The 18,335-nt window shown below is 71.8% G+C and carries 7 protein-coding genes and 3 pseudogenes; 5 read left to right on the plus strand and 5 right to left on the minus strand.

Annotation, left to right across the window (positions count from 1 at the left end):
* Positions 1–77 precede the first annotated feature (77 nt).
* Positions 78–6,803 (plus strand): annotated as a pseudogene (locus RND61_RS18430) (ricin-type beta-trefoil lectin domain protein); the annotation flags it as partial.
* A gap of 513 nt (positions 6,804–7,316) precedes the next feature.
* Here RND61_RS18430 and RND61_RS18435 read toward each other — a convergent pair.
* Positions 7,317–7,952 (minus strand): annotated as a pseudogene (locus tag RND61_RS18435) (tyrosine-type recombinase/integrase); the annotation flags it as partial.
* Between RND61_RS18435 and RND61_RS18440 the strand changes: the two are divergent.
* Positions 7,943–8,191: pseudogene (locus tag RND61_RS18440) on the plus strand (IS701 family transposase); the annotation flags it as partial. The pseudogenes RND61_RS18435 and RND61_RS18440 overlap by 10 nt on opposite strands.
* Positions 8,192–8,315: 124 nt before the next feature.
* Here the strand turns inward: RND61_RS18440 and RND61_RS18445 are convergent.
* Positions 8,316–9,038: a GntR family transcriptional regulator gene (locus tag RND61_RS18445; protein WP_315879083.1), complete on the minus strand. Its 723-nt coding sequence runs from the start codon at positions 9,036–9,038 to the stop codon at positions 8,316–8,318.
* A gap of 156 nt (positions 9,039–9,194) precedes the next feature.
* Here RND61_RS18445 and RND61_RS18450 point away from each other — a divergent pair, with 156 nt between their 5' ends.
* The 3 genes from RND61_RS18450 (at position 9,195) to RND61_RS18460 (ending at position 11,192) form a co-directional block, all read left to right on the plus strand.
* Entirely contained in the window at positions 9,195–9,392 is a 198-nt protein-coding gene (locus tag RND61_RS18450; RefSeq protein ID WP_315879084.1) for a hypothetical protein, read from the plus strand.
* Positions 9,389–9,619: a DUF7848 domain-containing protein gene (locus tag RND61_RS18455; protein ID WP_315879085.1), complete on the plus strand. Its 231-nt coding sequence runs from the start codon at positions 9,389–9,391 to the stop codon at positions 9,617–9,619. Before RND61_RS18450 ends, RND61_RS18455 begins: the two co-directional genes overlap by 4 nt.
* A 484-nt stretch (positions 9,620–10,103) precedes the next feature.
* Positions 10,104–11,192: a cellulose binding domain-containing protein gene (locus RND61_RS18460; protein WP_315879086.1), complete on the plus strand. Its 1,089-nt coding sequence runs from the start codon at positions 10,104–10,106 to the stop codon at positions 11,190–11,192.
* A gap of 137 nt (positions 11,193–11,329) precedes the next feature.
* Here RND61_RS18460 and RND61_RS18465 read toward each other — a convergent pair whose 3' ends face one another.
* The 3 genes from RND61_RS18465 to RND61_RS18475 all read right to left on the minus strand — a co-directional run bounded on the left by RND61_RS18465 (position 11,330) and on the right by RND61_RS18475 (position 18,223).
* Positions 11,330–12,334, minus strand: coding sequence for a Gmad2 immunoglobulin-like domain-containing protein (locus RND61_RS18465; RefSeq protein ID WP_315879087.1), 1,005 nt, complete (start codon positions 12,332–12,334; stop codon positions 11,330–11,332).
* A gap of 316 nt (positions 12,335–12,650) precedes the next feature.
* Complete coding sequence (locus RND61_RS18470; RefSeq protein ID WP_315879088.1) at positions 12,651–17,321, minus strand: caspase family protein; 4,671 nt, start codon at positions 17,319–17,321, stop codon at positions 12,651–12,653.
* Positions 17,321–18,223, minus strand: a complete 903-nt coding sequence (locus RND61_RS18475; RefSeq protein WP_315879089.1) for a hypothetical protein — start codon at positions 18,221–18,223, stop codon at positions 17,321–17,323. Before RND61_RS18475 ends, RND61_RS18470 begins: the two co-directional genes overlap by 1 nt.
* Positions 18,224–18,335 lie beyond the last annotated feature (112 nt).

Consider the following 18,335-nt stretch of genomic DNA (forward strand, 5'->3'; position numbering starts at 1 on the left):
GGCGGACCGGCCGCGCCCGTCGCCCCGGCCGCGGTGGGCGCGGTGGGCGTGACGGCCACGGCATCGGACCGGATGGGTACGGCGAAGCCTCGATCACCCGGACGTACGTCAACTGCCGCCAGGACTCCAAGAAGGCCGGGTCGAACAACGCCACCCATCGCACGCCTGACCTGTGCTGGGGGTCGAACAACGCCACGCTCTCCCTGGGCGGCACGACCACCGAGCTGGTGTGGGACGCGACGGAGGGGAAGTGGTTCACCGCCAACGGCGACGGCTCCAAGGTGGAGCGGGTCATCGGTGAGAACACCGACAACGGTGCCCGCAACGGCGAGTACTGGATCGTCACCACCAAGGACGGCACCAAGTACCACTTCGGCAAGAACAAGCTGCCCGGCTGGTCCGACCAGGGCACCACCACCACCGCCGACGACGACCCGCAGACGCAGTCCGTGCTCACCGTGCCGGTGTACGGCAACCACCCCGCGGAGGACTGCTACAAGGCCGGTGACTGGGCCGGTTCGTCCTGCACCCAGGGCTGGCGCTGGAGCCTCGACTACGTCGAGGACGTCCACGGCAACGCCATGTCGCTGTGGTGGCAGCGCGAGGAGAACTACTACGCGCGCAACCTGAACTTCAAGGCCCCGGTCGAGTACCACCGCGGCGGCTACCTGTCGCACATCGACTACGGCCAGCGCAAGGACGCCAACGGCAGCCTCTTCTCCGCCGCCGCTCCGGCCCGCGTCAACTTCACCGTGGCCGAACGCTGCTACCAGGAGGGCGGCGTCGCCTGCTCGGAGACGAACTTCACCTCCAAGGACCCCGGCAAGTACCGCATCTGGTACGACACCCCGGCCGACCTGCGCTGCCATTCGGGCAAGATGTGCTGGAACGCCGGTCCCACGTTCTGGTCCCGCAAGCGCCTGGACAAGATCAGCACCACCGCGCAGCGGCTCCGGGGCGTGACCGCGCACCAGTTGGTGGACGAGTACCAGCTCACGCAGAACTTCCCCACGCTGAAGACCGGCCCCAACACGGCCCTGTGGCTGGAGGCGATCACCCGCACGGGATACGGCCGCAACGGCGCGTCGGACGCGAAGGTCACCCTCAACCCGGTGCGCTTCGAGTCCAACGCCGAGGACATGCCCAACCGCGTCAAGGGCTTCAACCCCCATCGCCCGGGCTTCTCGCGTCTGCGCGTCGCCCGTGTCATCAACGAGTACGGCGGCGAGACCGTCGTCACCTACAAGCCGGCCACCGGCGAGTGCGCGACCGGCGCGGGCCTGCCCACCAAGGACCAGGCGGCGGCCCTCAAGGCCAACACCCGCCTGTGCTACCCGATGTACTGGCACCCCGATCCGGAACGCGCCGACGAAGAGATCGACTGGTTCCACAAGTACGTCGTGGACAGCATCGAAGAGCTCCCGAACGTCGACGGCGCCTTCCCCACGCTGACGTCCTACGCGTACAAGAACGCCGGCTGGAAACTCGCCGACCAGGAGTTCTCCAAGAAGGCGACGCGCACGTACTCGCAGTTCGCGGGCTTCGAGCAGACCACCGTCGTCACCGGCCCCCAGGAGGGCGTGGAGGCGGGCAAGAAGTCCAAGTCCGTCACCCGGTACTTCCGCGGCATGGGCGACACCGTGTCCGTCAAGGACATCACCGGCGCGGAGATCGCCAAGGATCGCGAGCCCTTCGCCGGCCGCATCGCCGAGGAGCTCACCTACACCAGCGCCGCCGCCGCGGACACCGACTGGCTCTCCCGCAGCGTCACCGTCCCCGCCGCCACCGAACTCGCCAGCCGCGACCGCGGCGACGGCCTGGCCCCCCTGCGGGCCTGGCGCGTCACCGAGCCCGAGGAGATCGCGTACACCAAGTCCTCCGGGACCAACACCGCCGATCCCAGCACCGAGCGGGTGGTCCGCACGAAGACGACGTACGAGCCGACGCACGGCCTGCCGACCCTGGTGGAGTCGCTCGGCGACACCGGCAGGAGCGGCGACGAGTCCTGCACCAAGCTCGCATACCTGCACCACACCGGCAAGAACCTCATCGGCCTGTCCAAGCAGGTCCTCGTCTCCCCGACCACGTGCGCGAACGCGGACTTCTCCGACCTCGCGACGCTCGCCTCCGCCACCCGGACGGGCTACGACGGCCAGACGGCGTACAACGCGGCCCAGACCGAGCTCGGCGCCGGCACGCGCGGCCTGGCGACCCAGACGTGGTCGCTGAAGGGCGACGGCACCGGCTTCCAGTCCGACGGCACCGTCGCGTTCGACGCGATCGGCCGGGTCGTCCGGAGGACGGACCCCGACCAGCAGCCCTCCACGATCACCTTCGACCCGCCCCAGGGCCAGGTCTTCGAGGTCACCGAGACCAACGCGCTCGGCCACAGCCAGAAGCAGGAACTGGACCCGGGCCGTTCGGTTGCGGTGAGGACGACCGACGCCAACAACCACGTCAGCGAGGCGAGGTTCGACCCGCTGGGCCGCCTCGTCGAGGGGTGGGCCCCCGGCCGCACCCCGTCCGCGTCGGCGGTGCCGGACTTCAGGGCCGTCTACACCATCCCGAAGGTCGCGGCCGACCAGCCGCGCAAGCCCCCCTACGTCACCACCTACGCGCGCGGCCACAAGAACCGCGTCGAAACGTCCGTCACCTTCTACGACGGGCTCGGCCGGGAACGGCAGACACAGGAGGAGGCGACCGGCGGCGGCCACCTGATCACCGACACCCTCTACGACGGCCTGGGCGAGATCAGGCAGACCAACAACGCCTACCTCACCTTCGACGTCAAGCCCGGCGAGCTGTTCACGGCGCTGCCGAACACCGCCATGCCCAACGCCACCCGGTACACGTACGACGGCATGGGCCGCGTCCTGGAGGAGACGCCCGTCCTCAAGGGCGTCCCGGCCACCGACCGGGCGACCCGCTACGAGTACGGCGCCGACTGGTCGAAGGTGACCAACCCGCAGGGGGCCTCCTCCTACCGGGTCTACACCGACGCCCTGGGCCGGACCTCGCGGGTGGACACGTTCAACCCGAAGGCTCCCGGCGGCTTCACGTCGATGAGCTACCACTACGACCCCCGCGGCCGGCTCGACAAGGCCGTCTCCTCGGCCGACCCGACGCGCCCGTGGACGTGGACGTACGACCACCGGGGCCGGATGGAGACGGCCACCGACCCGGACTCGGGCACGACGAGGACCGTCTACGACCACCGCGACCGTCCGCTGACCGTCACCAACGCCCGCGGCGTGACGGTGTGGAACGCCTACGACGTGCTGTCGCGGCCCAAGCAACAGCGGGAGGACGACGCCAACGGCAAGGTCCTGGCCGCCTTCGCCTACGACACGGTCCCCGGCGGCAAGGGCCTGCCCGCCACCATCACCCGGTGGACGGACGGCCTGCCGTACGTCCAGGAGGTCAACGGCTACACCAAGGACTACCAGCCGACGTCGACCACGCTGACCCTGCCGGACGCGCTCGCCGGCACCTGGGGGCTGCCGAAGCAGTACACGTACACCTACGCGTACACCGACACCGGCCTGCTGAAGGAGGCCGTCCTGCCGAAGGCCGGCGCACTCGCCTCCGAGAAGCTGGTCTTCCGCTACAACGAGGAGGGCCTGCCCCGGTCGGTCTCCGGCAAGGACTGGTACGGCTCGGAGATCGTCTACTCCTCCTACGGCCAGCTCATGCGCTCCACCCTGGGCGCCCACCCCTACCGCGTGTGGACGCAGAACTCGTACGACGAGTCCAGCGGCGCGCTGCTGAACCAGCTCGTCTACCGGGAGAAGGGCGGCACGGCCGCCGACAACACCGTCGTCAGCGACAACCTCGTGTCGAACCGGGGCTACGCCTACGACCCGGCCGGCAACATCACCTCGATCCACGAGCAGGCGGTCGGGATCGAGGAGCGGCAGTGCTTCGCCTACGACCCGCTGGGCCAGCTCGAGACCGCCTGGACCGCCAAGGCGGAGGGGGGCTGCGCCTCCCCGAAGAACACCGACGGCACCCTGAACGTCGCCGCGGGTGAGGACGGCTCCGGCTACTGGCAGGAGTACGCGTACGACCTGCTCGGCAACCGCAAGAGCCTGGTCGAGAAGGACCTCACCGGCAACACGGCCAAGGACACCACCACCACCTACGCCTACGGCAAGGCGGACGGTTCCCAGCCGCGCACCCTGACGAAGGTGACGAAGAAGTACACCACCCCGCAGGGGGCGGAGGTCACGGCCGAGGCGGAGCGTCTGTACGAGCTCTCCGGCGAGACCAAGTCGATCACCTCGACCCAGAACGGCGACAAGCAGTCGCTGACGTGGACCTGGGACGGCCAGGTCGACCGGATCACCGGCCAGGGCGCCAACGGCAGGACCCCGTACGTGGGCCTCGCCGACAAGTGCCTCGACCTCAAGTCCGGCCTCGCGGCACCGGCCCAGCCGGTCCAGCTCCACTCCTGCAACACCTCCGTGGCGCAGAGCTGGAGGTTCAGCCCCGAAGCGGGACAGGCCGACTCGAACGTCGGCGCCCTGTCCATCTACGACGACTGGTGCGTCCAGCCGGCCGCCAACACGGCCGGGTCGGCGGTGCAGATCCGCACGTGCGACGGCTCGGACGCCCAGCGGCTGAAGCGCACCACGGCCGGGCAGCTCGTCCACACCGCCTCCACCCTGTGCCTGGCGGTGAAGGACGCCGCCTCGGCGGACTCCACCCCGGTCGTGCTGGCCGCGTGCTCCGCCACGTCCGCCGCGCAACTGTGGGCGCCGCAGAACGACACCCGTCACGTCTACGGCCCCGACGGCAGTCGACTGCTGACGATCAAGGGCAAGCAGGCCACGCTGCACCTGAGCGAGGCCGAGGTGACCGTCCAGCAGGGCGGTGCGCTGCTCAACAGCCAGCGCACCTACGCCGTCCCCGGCGGCGCGGTCCTGCGCTACGCCCACGGGGCGGGGGCGGAGTACCTGGTCGCCCTCACCGGTGACCACCAGGGCTCCACCTACGCGGAGGTCTCGCTCAGCGGCACGATGCCGGTCCGGATCCGCAAGCAGGACCCGTTCGGCAACCAGCGCGGCACCGGCTCGCTCGGCGCCAACATGAAGGCCCACACCGGGTTCCTCGGCGCCACCCGCGACGACGCCTCCGGCTACACGCCGCTCGGCGCCCGCCTCTACGACCCGGTGGTCGGACGCTTCCTCTCCGCCGACCCGGTGCTCGACCTGAACGACCCGCTGCAGTCCAACGGGTACGCGTACGCCCACAACAACCCGGTCACCCACGCCGACCCGACGGGCCTGGCGATCACCCTGACCGACTCCGAGCGGGCCGCCGCCCTGCGGGGCGCGGGCCTGTCCGCGGCGCAGGTCGCCCAGGCGCAGGCCACCATGGGCAAGTCCCTGACCTCGGTGATCCTCGGCGCGGCCTGGAGCGTCCTGAGCGACTTCATCGGCCTCGGCGACGCGATGGCCTGCTTCGGCGGCGACATGTGGTCCTGCGGCAGCATCATCATCGACGCGATCCCGTGGACCAAGCTCGGCAAGATCCCGTCGGTGCTGAAGGCCGTCAGCCGCACGATCGAGGCCATCAAGGCGTTCAAGGCCGCGAAGAAGGCCGCCGAGATCGTCCTCAAGGCCGCGAAGGCCGCCGAGGCGGCGGCCCTCAGAGCCAAGAAGGCCGCCATCGAGAAGGCCAAGAAGGAGGCCGCGCAACGGGCCAAGAAGAAAGCCGCAGAACAGGCGAAGAGAACCAGCGACAAGGCGGTCAACCAGACCAAGAAGACCGGCAACCCCGTCCACAAGCAGGCCCAGGCCAAGGCGGCGCCGAAGGTGTCCTCCGCGGTGGGCGCCGGCAAGGGCGGAGGCGGCGGCAAGGCGAGTTCGAGCAAGCCCGGCGGCAACTCCGGAGGGTCCTCCCGCGGCAGCGGCGGATCCAGCGGAGGCGGCGGCGCGGGCAAGGCCGGTGAAGGCGGCGGCTCCTGCCCGATCAACAACAGCTTCACCCCCGGCACGAAGGTGCTGATGGCCGACGGCTCCACCAAGCCGATCGAGAAGGTCAAGCCGGGCGACAAGGTCCTGGCCACCGACCCGAAGACCGGGAAGACCCGCGTCGAGACGGTCACCGCCGCCATCAAGGGGCAGGGCCTCAAGCACCTGGTCAAGGTCACCGTCGACACCGACCGCGGGGCCGGCACGAAGACGGCCCAGGTCACCGCGACCGAAGGCCACCCCTTCTGGATACCCGAACTCGGCGAGTGGGTCGACGCCACCGACCTGCGCTCCGGCCAGTGGCTCCGCACCAGCGCCGGAACCCACGTCCAGATCACCGCGGTCCAGCGCTGGACGACGCGGAGCGCCACCGTCCACAACCTGACCGTCTCCGACTCCCACACGTACTATGTGCTGGCGGGGGCGGCGCCGGTCCTGGTCCACAACTGCGGTGAAGGGGACGGCTACCTTTATCGCGGCGTTCCGAATGGGCATCCGAAGTATGAGGATGCCCTGGCAGGACGGGCTATACCGCGCGGTGGTCACTCTGACCCGGGTCGGCATGCAGGTGGCAACACTGACAGTGAATTCACTTCATGGACTCACGACTACGAGGACGTCGCTCTCGACGCAGCCGAGGAGCTTGGCCCGGGAGGGATCGTGATGCGAATTCCTCACGCCAGCATCCCGGCCGGGAGAGATGTCCGAATCCATGGGACCGAATATGAAGTGTATGAGGAGTCGGAACATGCGCTGCGCGGGATGATTGAAGGCGCAGAGATCAGTATCGACAGAGGACCATGGTCCAGGCCGGGCGGTGGTGGATAGTCCGCTACTGGGTACTCATCCGAGACCAAGTGAGTCCATAGATTAATTGGAGAGTTCCGTGGAAAGAAGTCACCTTTCACAACTCCTTGCCGGGGGCGGTGAAGTGTGGCTTCTTTCACGAGCTGCCCTCGGTGCGGGCGTCGATTACGAAGTCTGGCCCGAAGGTGTCGCAACTAGACATCTTATCTCTATCTACGAGAGGCGCGAACGTAGAACCCGACGTTCTGGCCAGCCTTCACTTGGACTCACTGAAGCGCTCGATTCCCTTCGCAAGTATGATGGCGCCAAGCTCACAATAGGCTTCATCGACGATCGAAATCGGAGCGGATACTATTTCCAGCTCTTCCTGAACCTGGAACTCAGTTCGGTTGTCGCCTGCTTCGGGGTGAAATCAACTCGGGACCTTCAGGATCCTTAAGGTGATCGCCTTGCAGAAAGTCGCCTGACACGATCTCCAGGGGACATAATCCTGTGCAATTGGACCCGAGAATTCGACGTTCCGGTTTCTTGATTTCAGAAGCATCTGCTGCATCTACGTGGAATTCCAGAGCCCAATAGAATTTCCCCTGGAGTGATGAGACGACTCGGGGCCCTGCCGATTTTCGGCAGGGCCCCGAGGGGTTTGACGGCAATTTCATTGGACGGCGACCGTGGCGGGTGGGCCGTCAGGATCGCCTTCCTAGCCGTCGAGGGCGTGGCCCAGGGCATTGAGGCACCACGCTGGAGTCGGAGCCGGACACGGGCGTAGATACCGACGGTCACGCCGATGTGGGCGTGGCCAAGCAGTTCCTTAATGACGGCAAGGTCCAGGCCTTGTTCCAGGAGCAAGACGGCGGTCGAGTGTCGGAGGTCGTGGAAGCGGATGCGTCGGAGATCGGCCCGGTTGCGGAGGTCATGGAAGCGGCGGGTGAGGTTGGCCGGGTCGAGAGACCCGCCAGTCGGCGTGGTGAAGACCAAACCGCAACCCTTCCAGTTCATTACGTTCGCTTCCCGCTCCCTTTCCTGCTGCTTCCTATACTCCTTGAGGGAGTGAATGCACTCGGCGGGGAGGGTGATGCGGCGTTCGGAGGATCGGGTTCTGGTGGGCAGTGGTGCAAGGCCGTTGATGCGGGTGTGTTGGAGGGAACGCCGAATGGTGGTGGTGCCGCTGGGTCACTCTGGCCATGCTCGATCACGCCTTCCTCGCCGTCGTCCGCGCCGATGAACACGCCCGCCATCCCGCCCCGGACGGGCTGATCCCGCTCACCTGCAACGAGATCCAGCGACTGTTCACAGCATTCGTACGGCCCATACGCGACGCGGTCCACCGGCTCCGCTGGTCCGCCTGGCGACGCCGCCACCAAGCCCGAGCCAGCCATTACCACCGACAAGCCGCGAATCAGACCTGAAGACCACGATCTACGGCTGGAGTACCAACGCCTCGAAGACCGTGACGCGGACCGAGGTGGCGCGTGAACGATGGTGTCCCCGAAGGCCGCAGGCCGGCTCTCGGGGACGCGTCACGCCGGCTGGTCAGGACTGGTACTCGTAGCCGATGGTGAACCGGGGCGGCAGGCACCACTCCCCGTACTCGATGATTCCTTCCACGTCCGACCACCGGTGGGCGCCGGCCAGGATCGGGGAGCCGACCGGCAGGCCGAGTGCGCTCGCCTCTCGGGCGTCGGCGGGGCGGGCGTGCATGTCGTCGCGGGCGTGGGTGATCGTGCGCCCGGTGGCTTCCAGGACCCGGGCGGACAGTCCGTGGTTGCGCCCCGGGGCGATGTTCAGCAGGTCCGGTACGAGGGCGGCGAACGGGGCCGGGTACCAGGTGACCGCGAACACGGTCCGGGTCTTGCCCCGGCCCGCCAACCACTCGCGCCGCACCACCTGGTCACCGGTCTCCAGGTCGAAGATCTCCGCCACGTAGAGCGGCGGGACGATCAGTTCGGCGGCCGTCACCCTGCTCGTCTCGCCTTCGGCCAGGAACGACTTCACCCGCTGGACCCGGGCCAGCCGATCCCGTGCCGACAGCGTCCATCGCGGGTCGTCGGCGACGTAGGTGCCGCGTGGGGTGGTGCGGATGAAGTTCTCCACCTGAAGGGCCTGCAAGGCCCGGGAGACCGTGGCGGCTGCGGCCTGCCACTGCCCGGCGATCTCCCGGTTCGTCGGCAGCTTGGCGCCCGGTTCGAGCTCTCCCGACAGGATGCGTTCCCGGAAGTGGTCCGCGATCTTCGTGAACGTCTTGGGACTGGGCATGAGGCGCGCCCCTCCGTTGAGTTGACGTGTTGTCACCGAAAGCACACTAGTGCACTACGAACCGTAGCGGGAGCGCTTCGGCCACTCGAATACTGAACTAGAGCACCGACCTGTCAAGAGGTCGGCCATGTGACGTTCGAAAGGTGGCGATGTGCAATGACGGAGCCGACCAGGTACTCGACCCCGCCGGTCGAACTCCCCTTGTGCCTGGCCCCGGAGCCGGCACCCGTCGACGGCTGCGCGGGTTGCGCCGAGCTTGCCGACGTGCGCGATCGGGCCCGCGCGGTCGGCGACATGACCACCGTCAGTGACTGCAACGTCTACATGCGACGCCACCCGGAGGGCCACCAATGAGCCCCCGCGCCGTCTACCGGCACGCCACCCCCACCATCCGCCATGCCCCCGAAGGGGGTGTCACCCACGAGACGTTCTGTGTCACCGCCGGCTGCGGCGACGAATCCGGCGCCCGCGGTGAGCAGGCTGCCGCACAGGGCTGGGCACCGCGCCGCGCCGGACGCACCGGCCACGACGTGTCCAGACGCTTTGTCACCGACCACGCCGAGGCCACCCGGGCCGAATGACCCCCTCGGCTGCCGGAACAGGACCCGCACCCACGGGGGTGGCGCAGGGGGTGCCGTTCGTCGCGATCACCGTTGGCCGTCTCGGTCGCCTCCGGACCGCCGACCGTGGGCCTGACGCGCCACGCGGCCCGGGCCGGGTGCGGCGCCGTGGAATCCGGCCGGAAGCGCACGGACATGCGTCGTGGGGATTGACGGGCGCGGCGCCGCGCCCGATAGTCCCTAGTTGGGATCTTGGGAGCGCTCCCACGCGGTGGCGCGGAAGCCTCCGCGTACATGCGTGCGTACGCGCGTTCGCCGGACCGTCGATCGGGCCGGCCGGCAGAGAGGACGGGCGGCATCACGACCAGGAACCGAGCCCCTTCACCCGGTCCCCCGTCCCGCCGAACCGTGCCGCCCGCCCGGCGGCCGGTCCGCCTCCGCGCCACGGCGCTCCCGGCGCCCTGCCCGTGTCCATCCACCGCCCCCTCATCCCCGAGGAGCGTCCATGCCCGCCTCACCCCTCGGCCGACCGCAGCGATTCGGCCGGCTCCTGGCCCTGTTCCTCACCTGTCTGGCGGCCCTCGCCACGGGTCTCACCGCCCAGCCCGCCGCGGCCGCCCCGGCCGCCCCCACCCGGGTCATGCTGCTGGGGGACTCCATCACCGGTAACAACGGTTGCTGGCGCGCCCTGCTCTGGCAGCACCTGCAGTCCACCGGGTACACCGGCGTGGACTTCGTCGGCACCCAGCGGAACCCCTGGTGCGAGGGCGAGTTCGACATCGACAACGAGGGGCACGGCGGCTTCCTGGCCACCGGCATCGCCAACAACAACCAGCTTCCCGGCTGGCTCTCCGCCACCGACCCGGACATCGTCCTGATGATGCTCGGCACCAACGACGTGTGGAGCCACCTCCCGCCGTCCACCATCCTCGGCGCCTACACGACGCTGCTGGGCCAGATGCGCGCCCAGAACCCGGACGTGAAGCTCGTCGTCGCGCAGATCCCGCCCATGGACCCGGCCGGCTGCGGCGACTGCGCCCAGGGCGTGGTCGCCCTCAACAACGCCATTCCCGGGTGGGCCGACGCGCACAGCACCGAGCGGTCGCCGATCACCGTGGTAGACCAGTGGACGGGCTTCAGCACCGCCACCGACACCACCGACGGGGTGCACCCCAACGACACGACCGGGATACGGAAGCTGGAGAGCCGCTGGTACCCCGCGCTGACCGCGGCCCTCGACGGCGCCGGACCCGGCCCGGGCCCGGACCCCGTCCCGACCGCCTGCAAGGTGGCGGTGACGACGAACAGCTGGAACAGCGGCCTGACCGCCTCCCTCACGATCACCAACACCGGTACCGCACCGGTCGACGGCTGGTCGCTGGGCTTCACCCTGCCCTCGGGCCAGACCCTCACCAACGGGTGGAACGCCACCTACAGCTCCCGTTCCGGCGCGGTGACGGCCACCAACGCCGCGTACAACGGCCGCATCGCCCCCGGCGTCGGTGTGAGCATCGGTTACCAGGCCACCCACACCGGCACCCCCGCCGTACCCACCGCCTTCACCCTCAACGGCGCCCCCTGCGCCGTCGCCTGATCCACGGGCGGGTAGACGGCCGGAGAGACGACCGGCGGCGCGGCCCCGCGGCGACGAGTCGCCGCGGGGCCGCGCCGGTGTGGACGGGTACGGCCATGGGTCCCCGGCCGTCCCGGCCGTGCGCGCGGCCCGGGCCGTCAGCGCCGCAGGGTCACCGGGACGGTGGCGGAGTCCACGAGGCGACCGTCCTCCGGGGAGTCCCAGGAGGCGGTCAGGGTCCCGGCGCCCTCGCGCGTGGCCTGGAACCGGACCGTCAGGTCGAAGGTCCCGCGCGTGCCGTTGCCCGAGGAGGCCATGCCGTGCACCTTCGCCGCGGTGCGGCCGGCCGCGTCGGTGAGCCGCAGGCCGAAGCCCGCCTCGAAGGTGTTCGCGGTCCCCCACACCCTGACCGGGCTGCGGACGGTGTCGCCGATCATCGGCGACTCCACGAGCACGGCAGGGGTGAGGTCCTCGAAGTCGGCCCGGCCGACCGGGCGGGTGAGGTCGACGCCCTCGCCGCCGAAGCGGCTGACCGGCTTGCCGTCGAGCGCGAACCGCACCGACTTCACCGCGGGGAAGCGCGTGGCCGTGAAGACGACCTGGGCGAGCCGGGTGCGCAGCGCCGGGGTGTCGCCCCCGTCGTCGTACCGGCCGGTCAGGTCGACGGTGGCGACGCCGTCGCGTACGGCGAGGGACCTCAGTTCCGTCCCCGCCGGGATCGCCGTCGTCCGGTCGTGCCGGCGTTCGAAGCCGTTCGGTCCCGACAGCAGGGCGCGCAGGGCGCCGGCCGCGGTGGCGGGGGCGGTCACGGAGCGGGAGGCGGGCGACACCCGTCCGCCGTGCAGGAAGTAGACGGCGACCCGTACCTGCTTGCCCGTCGCGGACGAGGTGGCGGGCCGGGCCGTGTCCGGGGGCGGGGTCGCCGGCTCGGGCGGTGTGGTGCGGCCGGGGGACGCGGCGCCGGACGTCGGCGGCGGGGCGGCGGTGGTGGCCGGGTCCGCCGGCGCGGGCGATCCGGTACGCGGCGCGTCCCCGGGCGCGACCGCCCCGCCGGTGCCCGCCGCGCACGCGGAGAGCGTGAGCGCGAGGACCAGCGCGGAGGCGAGCGGCGCCGACCGCGACCGCCGGGCCTGTGCAAGTGTCGTACGGGTCCGAAATGCCATGGCAGCCTCCTCCGTCCCCTCAAGGACGCACCGTCGCTCCTCCGCGGGTTGGATGGTCGGGTACCCCGTGTTTCACGCCCTGTAGCCCTGTTCGACCGTCATCCTCCCACGCTGTCCGGATCGTGGGGGTCCGGTGCCGGGAAGTGGCTGCCGTCCGCCTCCGGTCGGCGGCACCGGCCGGCACCGGTCGCCGCGCCGTTGCCCGTGCGGGCGGCACGGGCGCCCCCTCGACGGGCGCTCCCCTCGACGGGCGCCGCTCCTTGACGGGCGCCGTTCCTCGGCGGGCGTCCCTCCTCGACGAGTGGGGCCGCGCGGCTCAGGCGTCCGCCGGGCGCAGCAGCCGCGTCTCCCAGGCGGGTTCGAACCGGGGACGCATCAGTACGACGCCCTGCTGGGTCGCCACGGCGAGGTCGAGGTGAGGGCTGCCGGGCCGGGCGGTGAGGGAGGTGACCAGCGCGGGGACGGGGGCCGACCACACCCGTTCCAGGCTCGGCAGGTGGAACAGGCCGACCCCCTGCTCGTCGCTGATCGCCAGCAGCGCGTCCCCGCCGGGCGCGAACCCCGTCCACAGCAGCCTGCGCGCGGGGACGGGCAGGGGGCGGGCGGGGGCGTCGGGATCGGCGGAGTCCCAGACGACGACCCGGCTGAGGACGGTGTCGTCGACGCCTGCCCCGTCCAGGTGGACCAGGAGGGGGCCGCCGTCGGGCAGGTCGGCCCAGCGGAGGAGGTGACCGTGGCCGGGGGCCAGGCTCCTGAAGGACAGGGGCTTCTTCCGGCCGGTGTCCGATCCGCTGTGAACGGTGTGGACGCGCCCCTCCCGGAGGTCGAGCACGGAGGCGTCGCCCACGCGACCGTCGAGGGCGACGAAGCGGGTACCGGCCCCGCCGTGGTGCGGGACCAGCGTCGACAGCCCCGCGGGCAGTTCCCTCGGCGCGGGGTCGAGGAGCCGGCGGGCGCCCGCGTCCCAGAGGTATCCGCGCGCGGGCGCGTCCGCCGCGTCCGGGTCGTGTTCCACATAGCGGTGGTCGAGCGTGAAGTCGCCCTTCAGCAACTGCCGTACGGCGACCATGAGGACGGCGCGGCCCGCTTGGTCGGTGAAGCCGGTAGAACACACGGTCATGGTCGCGGGGTCCATGGCCCACGGGGCGTCGTCCCGGTGGGCGTCGCCGGAGGGGTCGACGGTGAGGAGGTGGGCGTGGAGGGGGTCGTACCCGACCACGCGGGGGGTGTGGGGCGCGGTCGACGGCGGGATCAGATGGCAGTCCGTGCCCGACGGCACCGCGGCGAGGGGGTCCGGGCGGATGTGGTCGACCCTCCCGTCCCCGTGGAGTCGCTGCCACTCGAAGGTGACCTTGAACCCCCGCCAGTCCTCCGCGTGTTCCCCCAGGGAGACGTCCCTCCTCGTCAACGCGTGGATCGTCCCCGTCGCGTCCTCGGCGAGGTGGGCGTCCCGCGGCTTGTGGCTCTCCGGCAACGGGGCCGGCACGAGGGGGGCGTACGCCGGTCCGGACCGGTCCAGCGCGGACCAGTCCGCGAGGCGGAGGCCGCTCCAGGAAGCGACCACGAGATCGTGGGGGCGTGCGGCCCAGCCGCGGACCAGTTCCGTGCTGGCCGTCGCCAGCCCCCTCTCCTCGGCCCGCTCGTCGCGGCCCGCGGCGCGCAGTTCATCGAGGCGGCACTGCCAGAACCGCGCCGTTCCGTCGTTGCCGACGGTCAGGACCTCGGGCGCGCCGCTCACCGACGACCCGAGCACGTGCAGGCCGCACACCGCGCTCTCGTGCACCTGCAGCGTGGCCACGGCCCTGCCGTCCGTGCAGTCCCAGAGCGTCACCTCGCCCGTCATGTTGTCGGTGAAGGCGTAGACGCGCCCTCCGTGGTCCTCCGGCAGCGGGGTGATGTCGTGCCAGCCGCCCATCGACGTCGTCGCGATGCGGCCGGACCCGATGGAGTGCGTCTCCAGCGCCCCCTGCGTCCGCAGGAGGAGCACGCTGCCGTGCGCGGAGTGCTGGACGAAGCGGTGGCCGCCGCCCCACGAGACGTCGGGCGTCACCACGGCGGAGGCGGCGCCCGACACGCAGTCGAGCAGCGTGACCCGGCGGGCGGCGGCGTCCTCGTCCTCCTCTTCCAGTTCCAGGAGGGCCACCACGGGGGAGCCGGAGCGGACCGGGGCACGCGCCAGGAGACGGGGCTCCCGCAGGCCCTCCAGGAGGGTCCTCGGACCCGACGCGCCCCCGAGCGGGTACCGGGTCACCGTTCCACCGGCTTCACCGACCACGACCAGGTGGGTCCCGTCGCCCTCGCCGTACACCAGGAAGGCGGCGACCGCCCGGTCGACGGGGACGCGCAGGACGGTCCGGCCCGTGAGGTCCAGGACCACCACGCCGCCCTTGTCGCGGCACACGACCGCGGGGGCGCCGTCCGCGAGGCGCCCCGCGTCCAGGAGCGCGTCGTACCCGTTTCCGAGGACCCGTGCGACGGTCTGGTCCACGACGTCCCACAGGCGCAGGCCGCCGGCGGCGTCGAGCGTGACGGCCAGGGCCCGGCCGGGCACGGCGCGCGGCACTTTGAGCGCCCTGACGGCGGCCGGGTGCGGCAGCACGGTGGCACGCGCCGGATCGTCGACCGGCCACACGTGGACCTCCGGCGTGTCGGTCTCCGCGGCGAGCACGACACGGGTCCCGTCGGGCAGCGTCATGTCGTCCATGACCCATCCGCGCGTCACCGAGGTCGTCGAGTAGGTCCCGCCGTCGTACCGCCCCACGATCCGGTGGGGCGTCACCGGGCGGGCCTCCACGCGTACGCGCCGCACCGACGGGGAGAGTTCCTCCGCGCTCCGGGCCAGGTCGTGCGCCCCGTGGGCCTCGGCCGCGAAGGCGAGGCGGGCCGCCCGGTCGTAGCCCGGGGGCGCCGAAGTCCCCAGCACGTCCGCGCAGCGCTCGACCGCCATGGCGAGCACCGGGTCGCACGACGCGTGCCGCACGGCGGGGAGGAGCCCGGCCGGGTCGGCGGCGAGGAGGAACGCCGGGTCCGCGACGAGGGCGCGGATCGATCCGGCCGCCGCCGCGTGGGTGGCCAGGTGCCCGCGTACGTAGGGCAGGGCCCGCGCCCACTCTCGGGCGGGGGTGAGTTCCAGGAGGACGTCGACGAAGCACTCCTGCAGGTCGCGCAGGTCACGGTGGGCCAGGACGCGCTGGCGGAGGTGGTCGGTGAGCAACTGGTGGTAGAGGCGGAAGTGCCTGGCCCCGGCAATCTCGACCGCGGTGAGGTACGAGCCGTCCTCCTCGACCAGTTCGTCGATGTCCGCCTCCCGCAGCGCGAGGCCGGAGAGGCGGGCCGCCACCCTGACCCAGACCCGGCGGGGCAGGCCGTGGCCCTCTCCGAAGGCCAGCGCGGTGAGCAGGGCCATCGCCGTCGCGTGCCGGGCGCGCGGCAGGCGGCGCAGGTACGCCTCGAAGGCCCCGCCCACGTCGGACGGGAGGGTCTCGGCCCAGCCGGGGACGGTCGTGTCGAGGGGTTCGCCGCGCAGCAGCGCGCTGGCGGTCATCCGCGCCACGAGGAAGCAGGGGCCCGCCCGTCGGGCCACCTCCCGGGCGATCACGTGCGCCTCGGCGGGCCGGTCGGCGTACGGGGAGCCGGTGTCGGTGAGGACGCGGCGGACGTACTCGGCCGCGTCGGTGTCCGCCGCGTACCACGGGCTGTCGAGGTCGACGCGGCGGGCGTGTTCGCCGAGGTGCGCGAGGAGTTCCCGGCGCGAGCCGACGACGAGGCGTACGCAGGGCACCGCGCCGAGGGGGCGCAGCAGGTCCCAGGCGATCCGGCGGGCCTCGGCCTTGTCGCCGGCCGGCCCGGCCTCGTCGAGCGAGTCGACGACGACGCGGAACGGCGTGCGGCGCTCGGCGAGCGCCGTCAGCAGCGCCGCGGGGTGGGCCGCCCGGACGTCGGCGCCGGCGGCGAGCCGGTCGACCAGGGTCTCCAGCGTCTGGTGGCGGGCGTTGACGGAGACGTCGCAGCCGCCGTCGAGGACGACCCGGCCCAGCACGGCCGACTTGCCGGATCCGGGTGCGGCCGTGACGACCAGGGCGCCGCGTCCGCCGGGGCCCTCCAGGTGGGCCCGCAGGGAGGAGAGGGCGTTGCGCCGTCCGGTGAAGTAGGAGCCCGGGTCGTGGACGTGTTCCACGCCCCGGCCGCGGGGGTCGAAGTGGGTGGAGAGGTCGGTGGTGTCGCCCTGCGCGCGGCCGTCGCCGCGGAGTTCCGCGGCCGGGTCGTGGCGGGGGTTGGGGAAGAACGGCGGCAGCTCCGTCTGGTTCGTCGCGGAGCAGGCCGCCCGCTGCCGGCGGCCGTCGGCGGCGAACGCCTCGCTGATCCTCGTCGCCACCGCCGACGGCGCGAGGTAGCGCTGCGACGGCCCGTCTCCCCTTCCGCAGACCTCCGCGAGGCGGGTGACGAAGGCGCCGTCGTCGGCGAGGTCGCGGTGGCGGGCGGAGGCGAGGACCCAGGTGCCGGCCCCGTTGGTGTCGCCGCGCGGGCGGGCGGCGACGATGCCGTCGGTGACGGACTGGACCTCGGCGCCGCCGAGGGCCGCGTGGCAGGCGTCGATGACGAAGAGCACGTTGCGGACGGGGGAGGCGGCCAGGGTCTCCGCGAGGTTCTGCGGCGACAGCCAGGACCGGGGGCGTCCTTCGCGGCTGTCGGCGCAGGCGAGCCGGTAGGGGCCGCCCGGGGTGGGGCGGTCGCCGTGGCCCGCGTAGTAGAGGACGACCACGTCGTCGGGGGTGAGCGGGGCGTGCGCGCACCACTCGGCCACGGCGTCCTCGAGGTCGGCGGCCGTGGGGTTCTCCGACACGTCCGTGAGCACCCGCGTGTAGCCCATGGCGGGCGAGGTGAGGAACTCCGTCATGCGTTCCACGTCGCGGAGTGCCTGGTCCAGGTCGGCGAGCCCGGAGTCGGGACGGTACGCGGAGGTGCCCGCGGCTATCAGGTACCGCATCAGGCGGGCACGTCCTCCCGCCCCAGGCCCGCCAGGACGGCGCGCCCCGTCTCCTCGGCCGTGAGGTAGCGGACCGCGTCGTGCACGTGGGCGCCGTTGCGCACGGGCACGTCGGTCACGCGCGGCCCGAAGGCCGGCCGCAGTTCCCGTACGACGGCCACGATGTCGGTGTCGTCGGCGATGTTGGTCCAGGCGCGCAGGGGCCGGGGCCACCGCGCCCTGCGGTTCTCCGCCGGGGGGCGGAGGCGGTCCAGTACGAGGGCTCCCATGCCGAGGGGCGAGCCGAGGGTGACGAGCATGTGGACGTCCCAGTCGGGGCGGGCCTCCCCGCACAGCGTCTCGTAGGCGACGACCGAGCCCAGCGAGTGGGCGACGACCACGCGCGTGTCGGCGTCGATGTGCGCGGCGAGGCGCCCGCGGGCCTCCCGGCGCACGTCCTCGTCGCCGAAGTAGCCGGTGAGCTGCTTCAGGTCGGCGATGAGCGCCTTGTCGAGGACGCCGCGGAGGAACGAGGCGCCGGTGAGCGCGTCCAGGGCCGCCCGCACCCGCCTGATCCGCAGCGACCGGGAGAGCGCCCGCCCGGCGGCTCCGCGCGTACCGGGCGCGTCCGGCGGCGGGACGCCGGGGTCCGTGCGGGCGGCCTCGGCCCACCACTCCATCAGGAGCTCGAACTCGTCGTCCGCCTCGACGTCCGCGGCGTCGTAGTCGGGTGTGTCGCCCCCGCGGGTGGCGCGGGGGCGGAAGAGGTCGCCGTAGAACGCGACGGCGACGTCGGCGGGTTCGGGTACGGGGCCGCCGGCGAGCCGGACGCCGCCCAGGAGTTCGGGGACGGTGTCCCGGGCGAGTGAGTCCTCGCTGAGGTACTGCTTCCCGACACCGTGCACGAAGACGACTTTCGCCACGCACCCCTCCTCGCGTAGGCGGCCAGCGTACTCGCGCGGCCGGCCGGGACGGTGAACGCCGGGGTTCCCGGTCCCGGCTGCTCCTCCTGGTCGAGCTCCTCCTGGACGGGCG

This window comes from Streptomyces tamarix (genome assembly GCF_032423885.1).
In the GTDB taxonomy this organism is placed as follows: domain Bacteria; phylum Actinomycetota; class Actinomycetes; order Streptomycetales; family Streptomycetaceae; genus Streptomyces; species Streptomyces tamarix.

What these genes read in the sequence shown, in the direction of transcription:
- RND61_RS18445 (WP_315879083.1), bottom strand. Translation starts at nt 9,038, where the DNA reads ATGCCCAGTCCCAAGACGTTCACGAAGATCGCGGACCACTTCCGGGAA.
- RND61_RS18450 (WP_315879084.1), top strand. Translation starts at nt 9,195, where the DNA reads ATGACGGAGCCGACCAGGTACTCGACCCCGCCGGTCGAACTCCCCTTG.
- RND61_RS18455 (WP_315879085.1), top strand. Translation starts at nt 9,389, where the DNA reads ATGAGCCCCCGCGCCGTCTACCGGCACGCCACCCCCACCATCCGCCAT.
- RND61_RS18460 (WP_315879086.1), top strand. Translation starts at nt 10,104, where the DNA reads ATGCCCGCCTCACCCCTCGGCCGACCGCAGCGATTCGGCCGGCTCCTG.
- RND61_RS18465 (WP_315879087.1), bottom strand. Translation starts at nt 12,334, where the DNA reads ATGGCATTTCGGACCCGTACGACACTTGCACAGGCCCGGCGGTCGCGG.
- RND61_RS18470 (WP_315879088.1), bottom strand. Translation starts at nt 17,321, where the DNA reads ATGCGGTACCTGATAGCCGCGGGCACCTCCGCGTACCGTCCCGACTCC.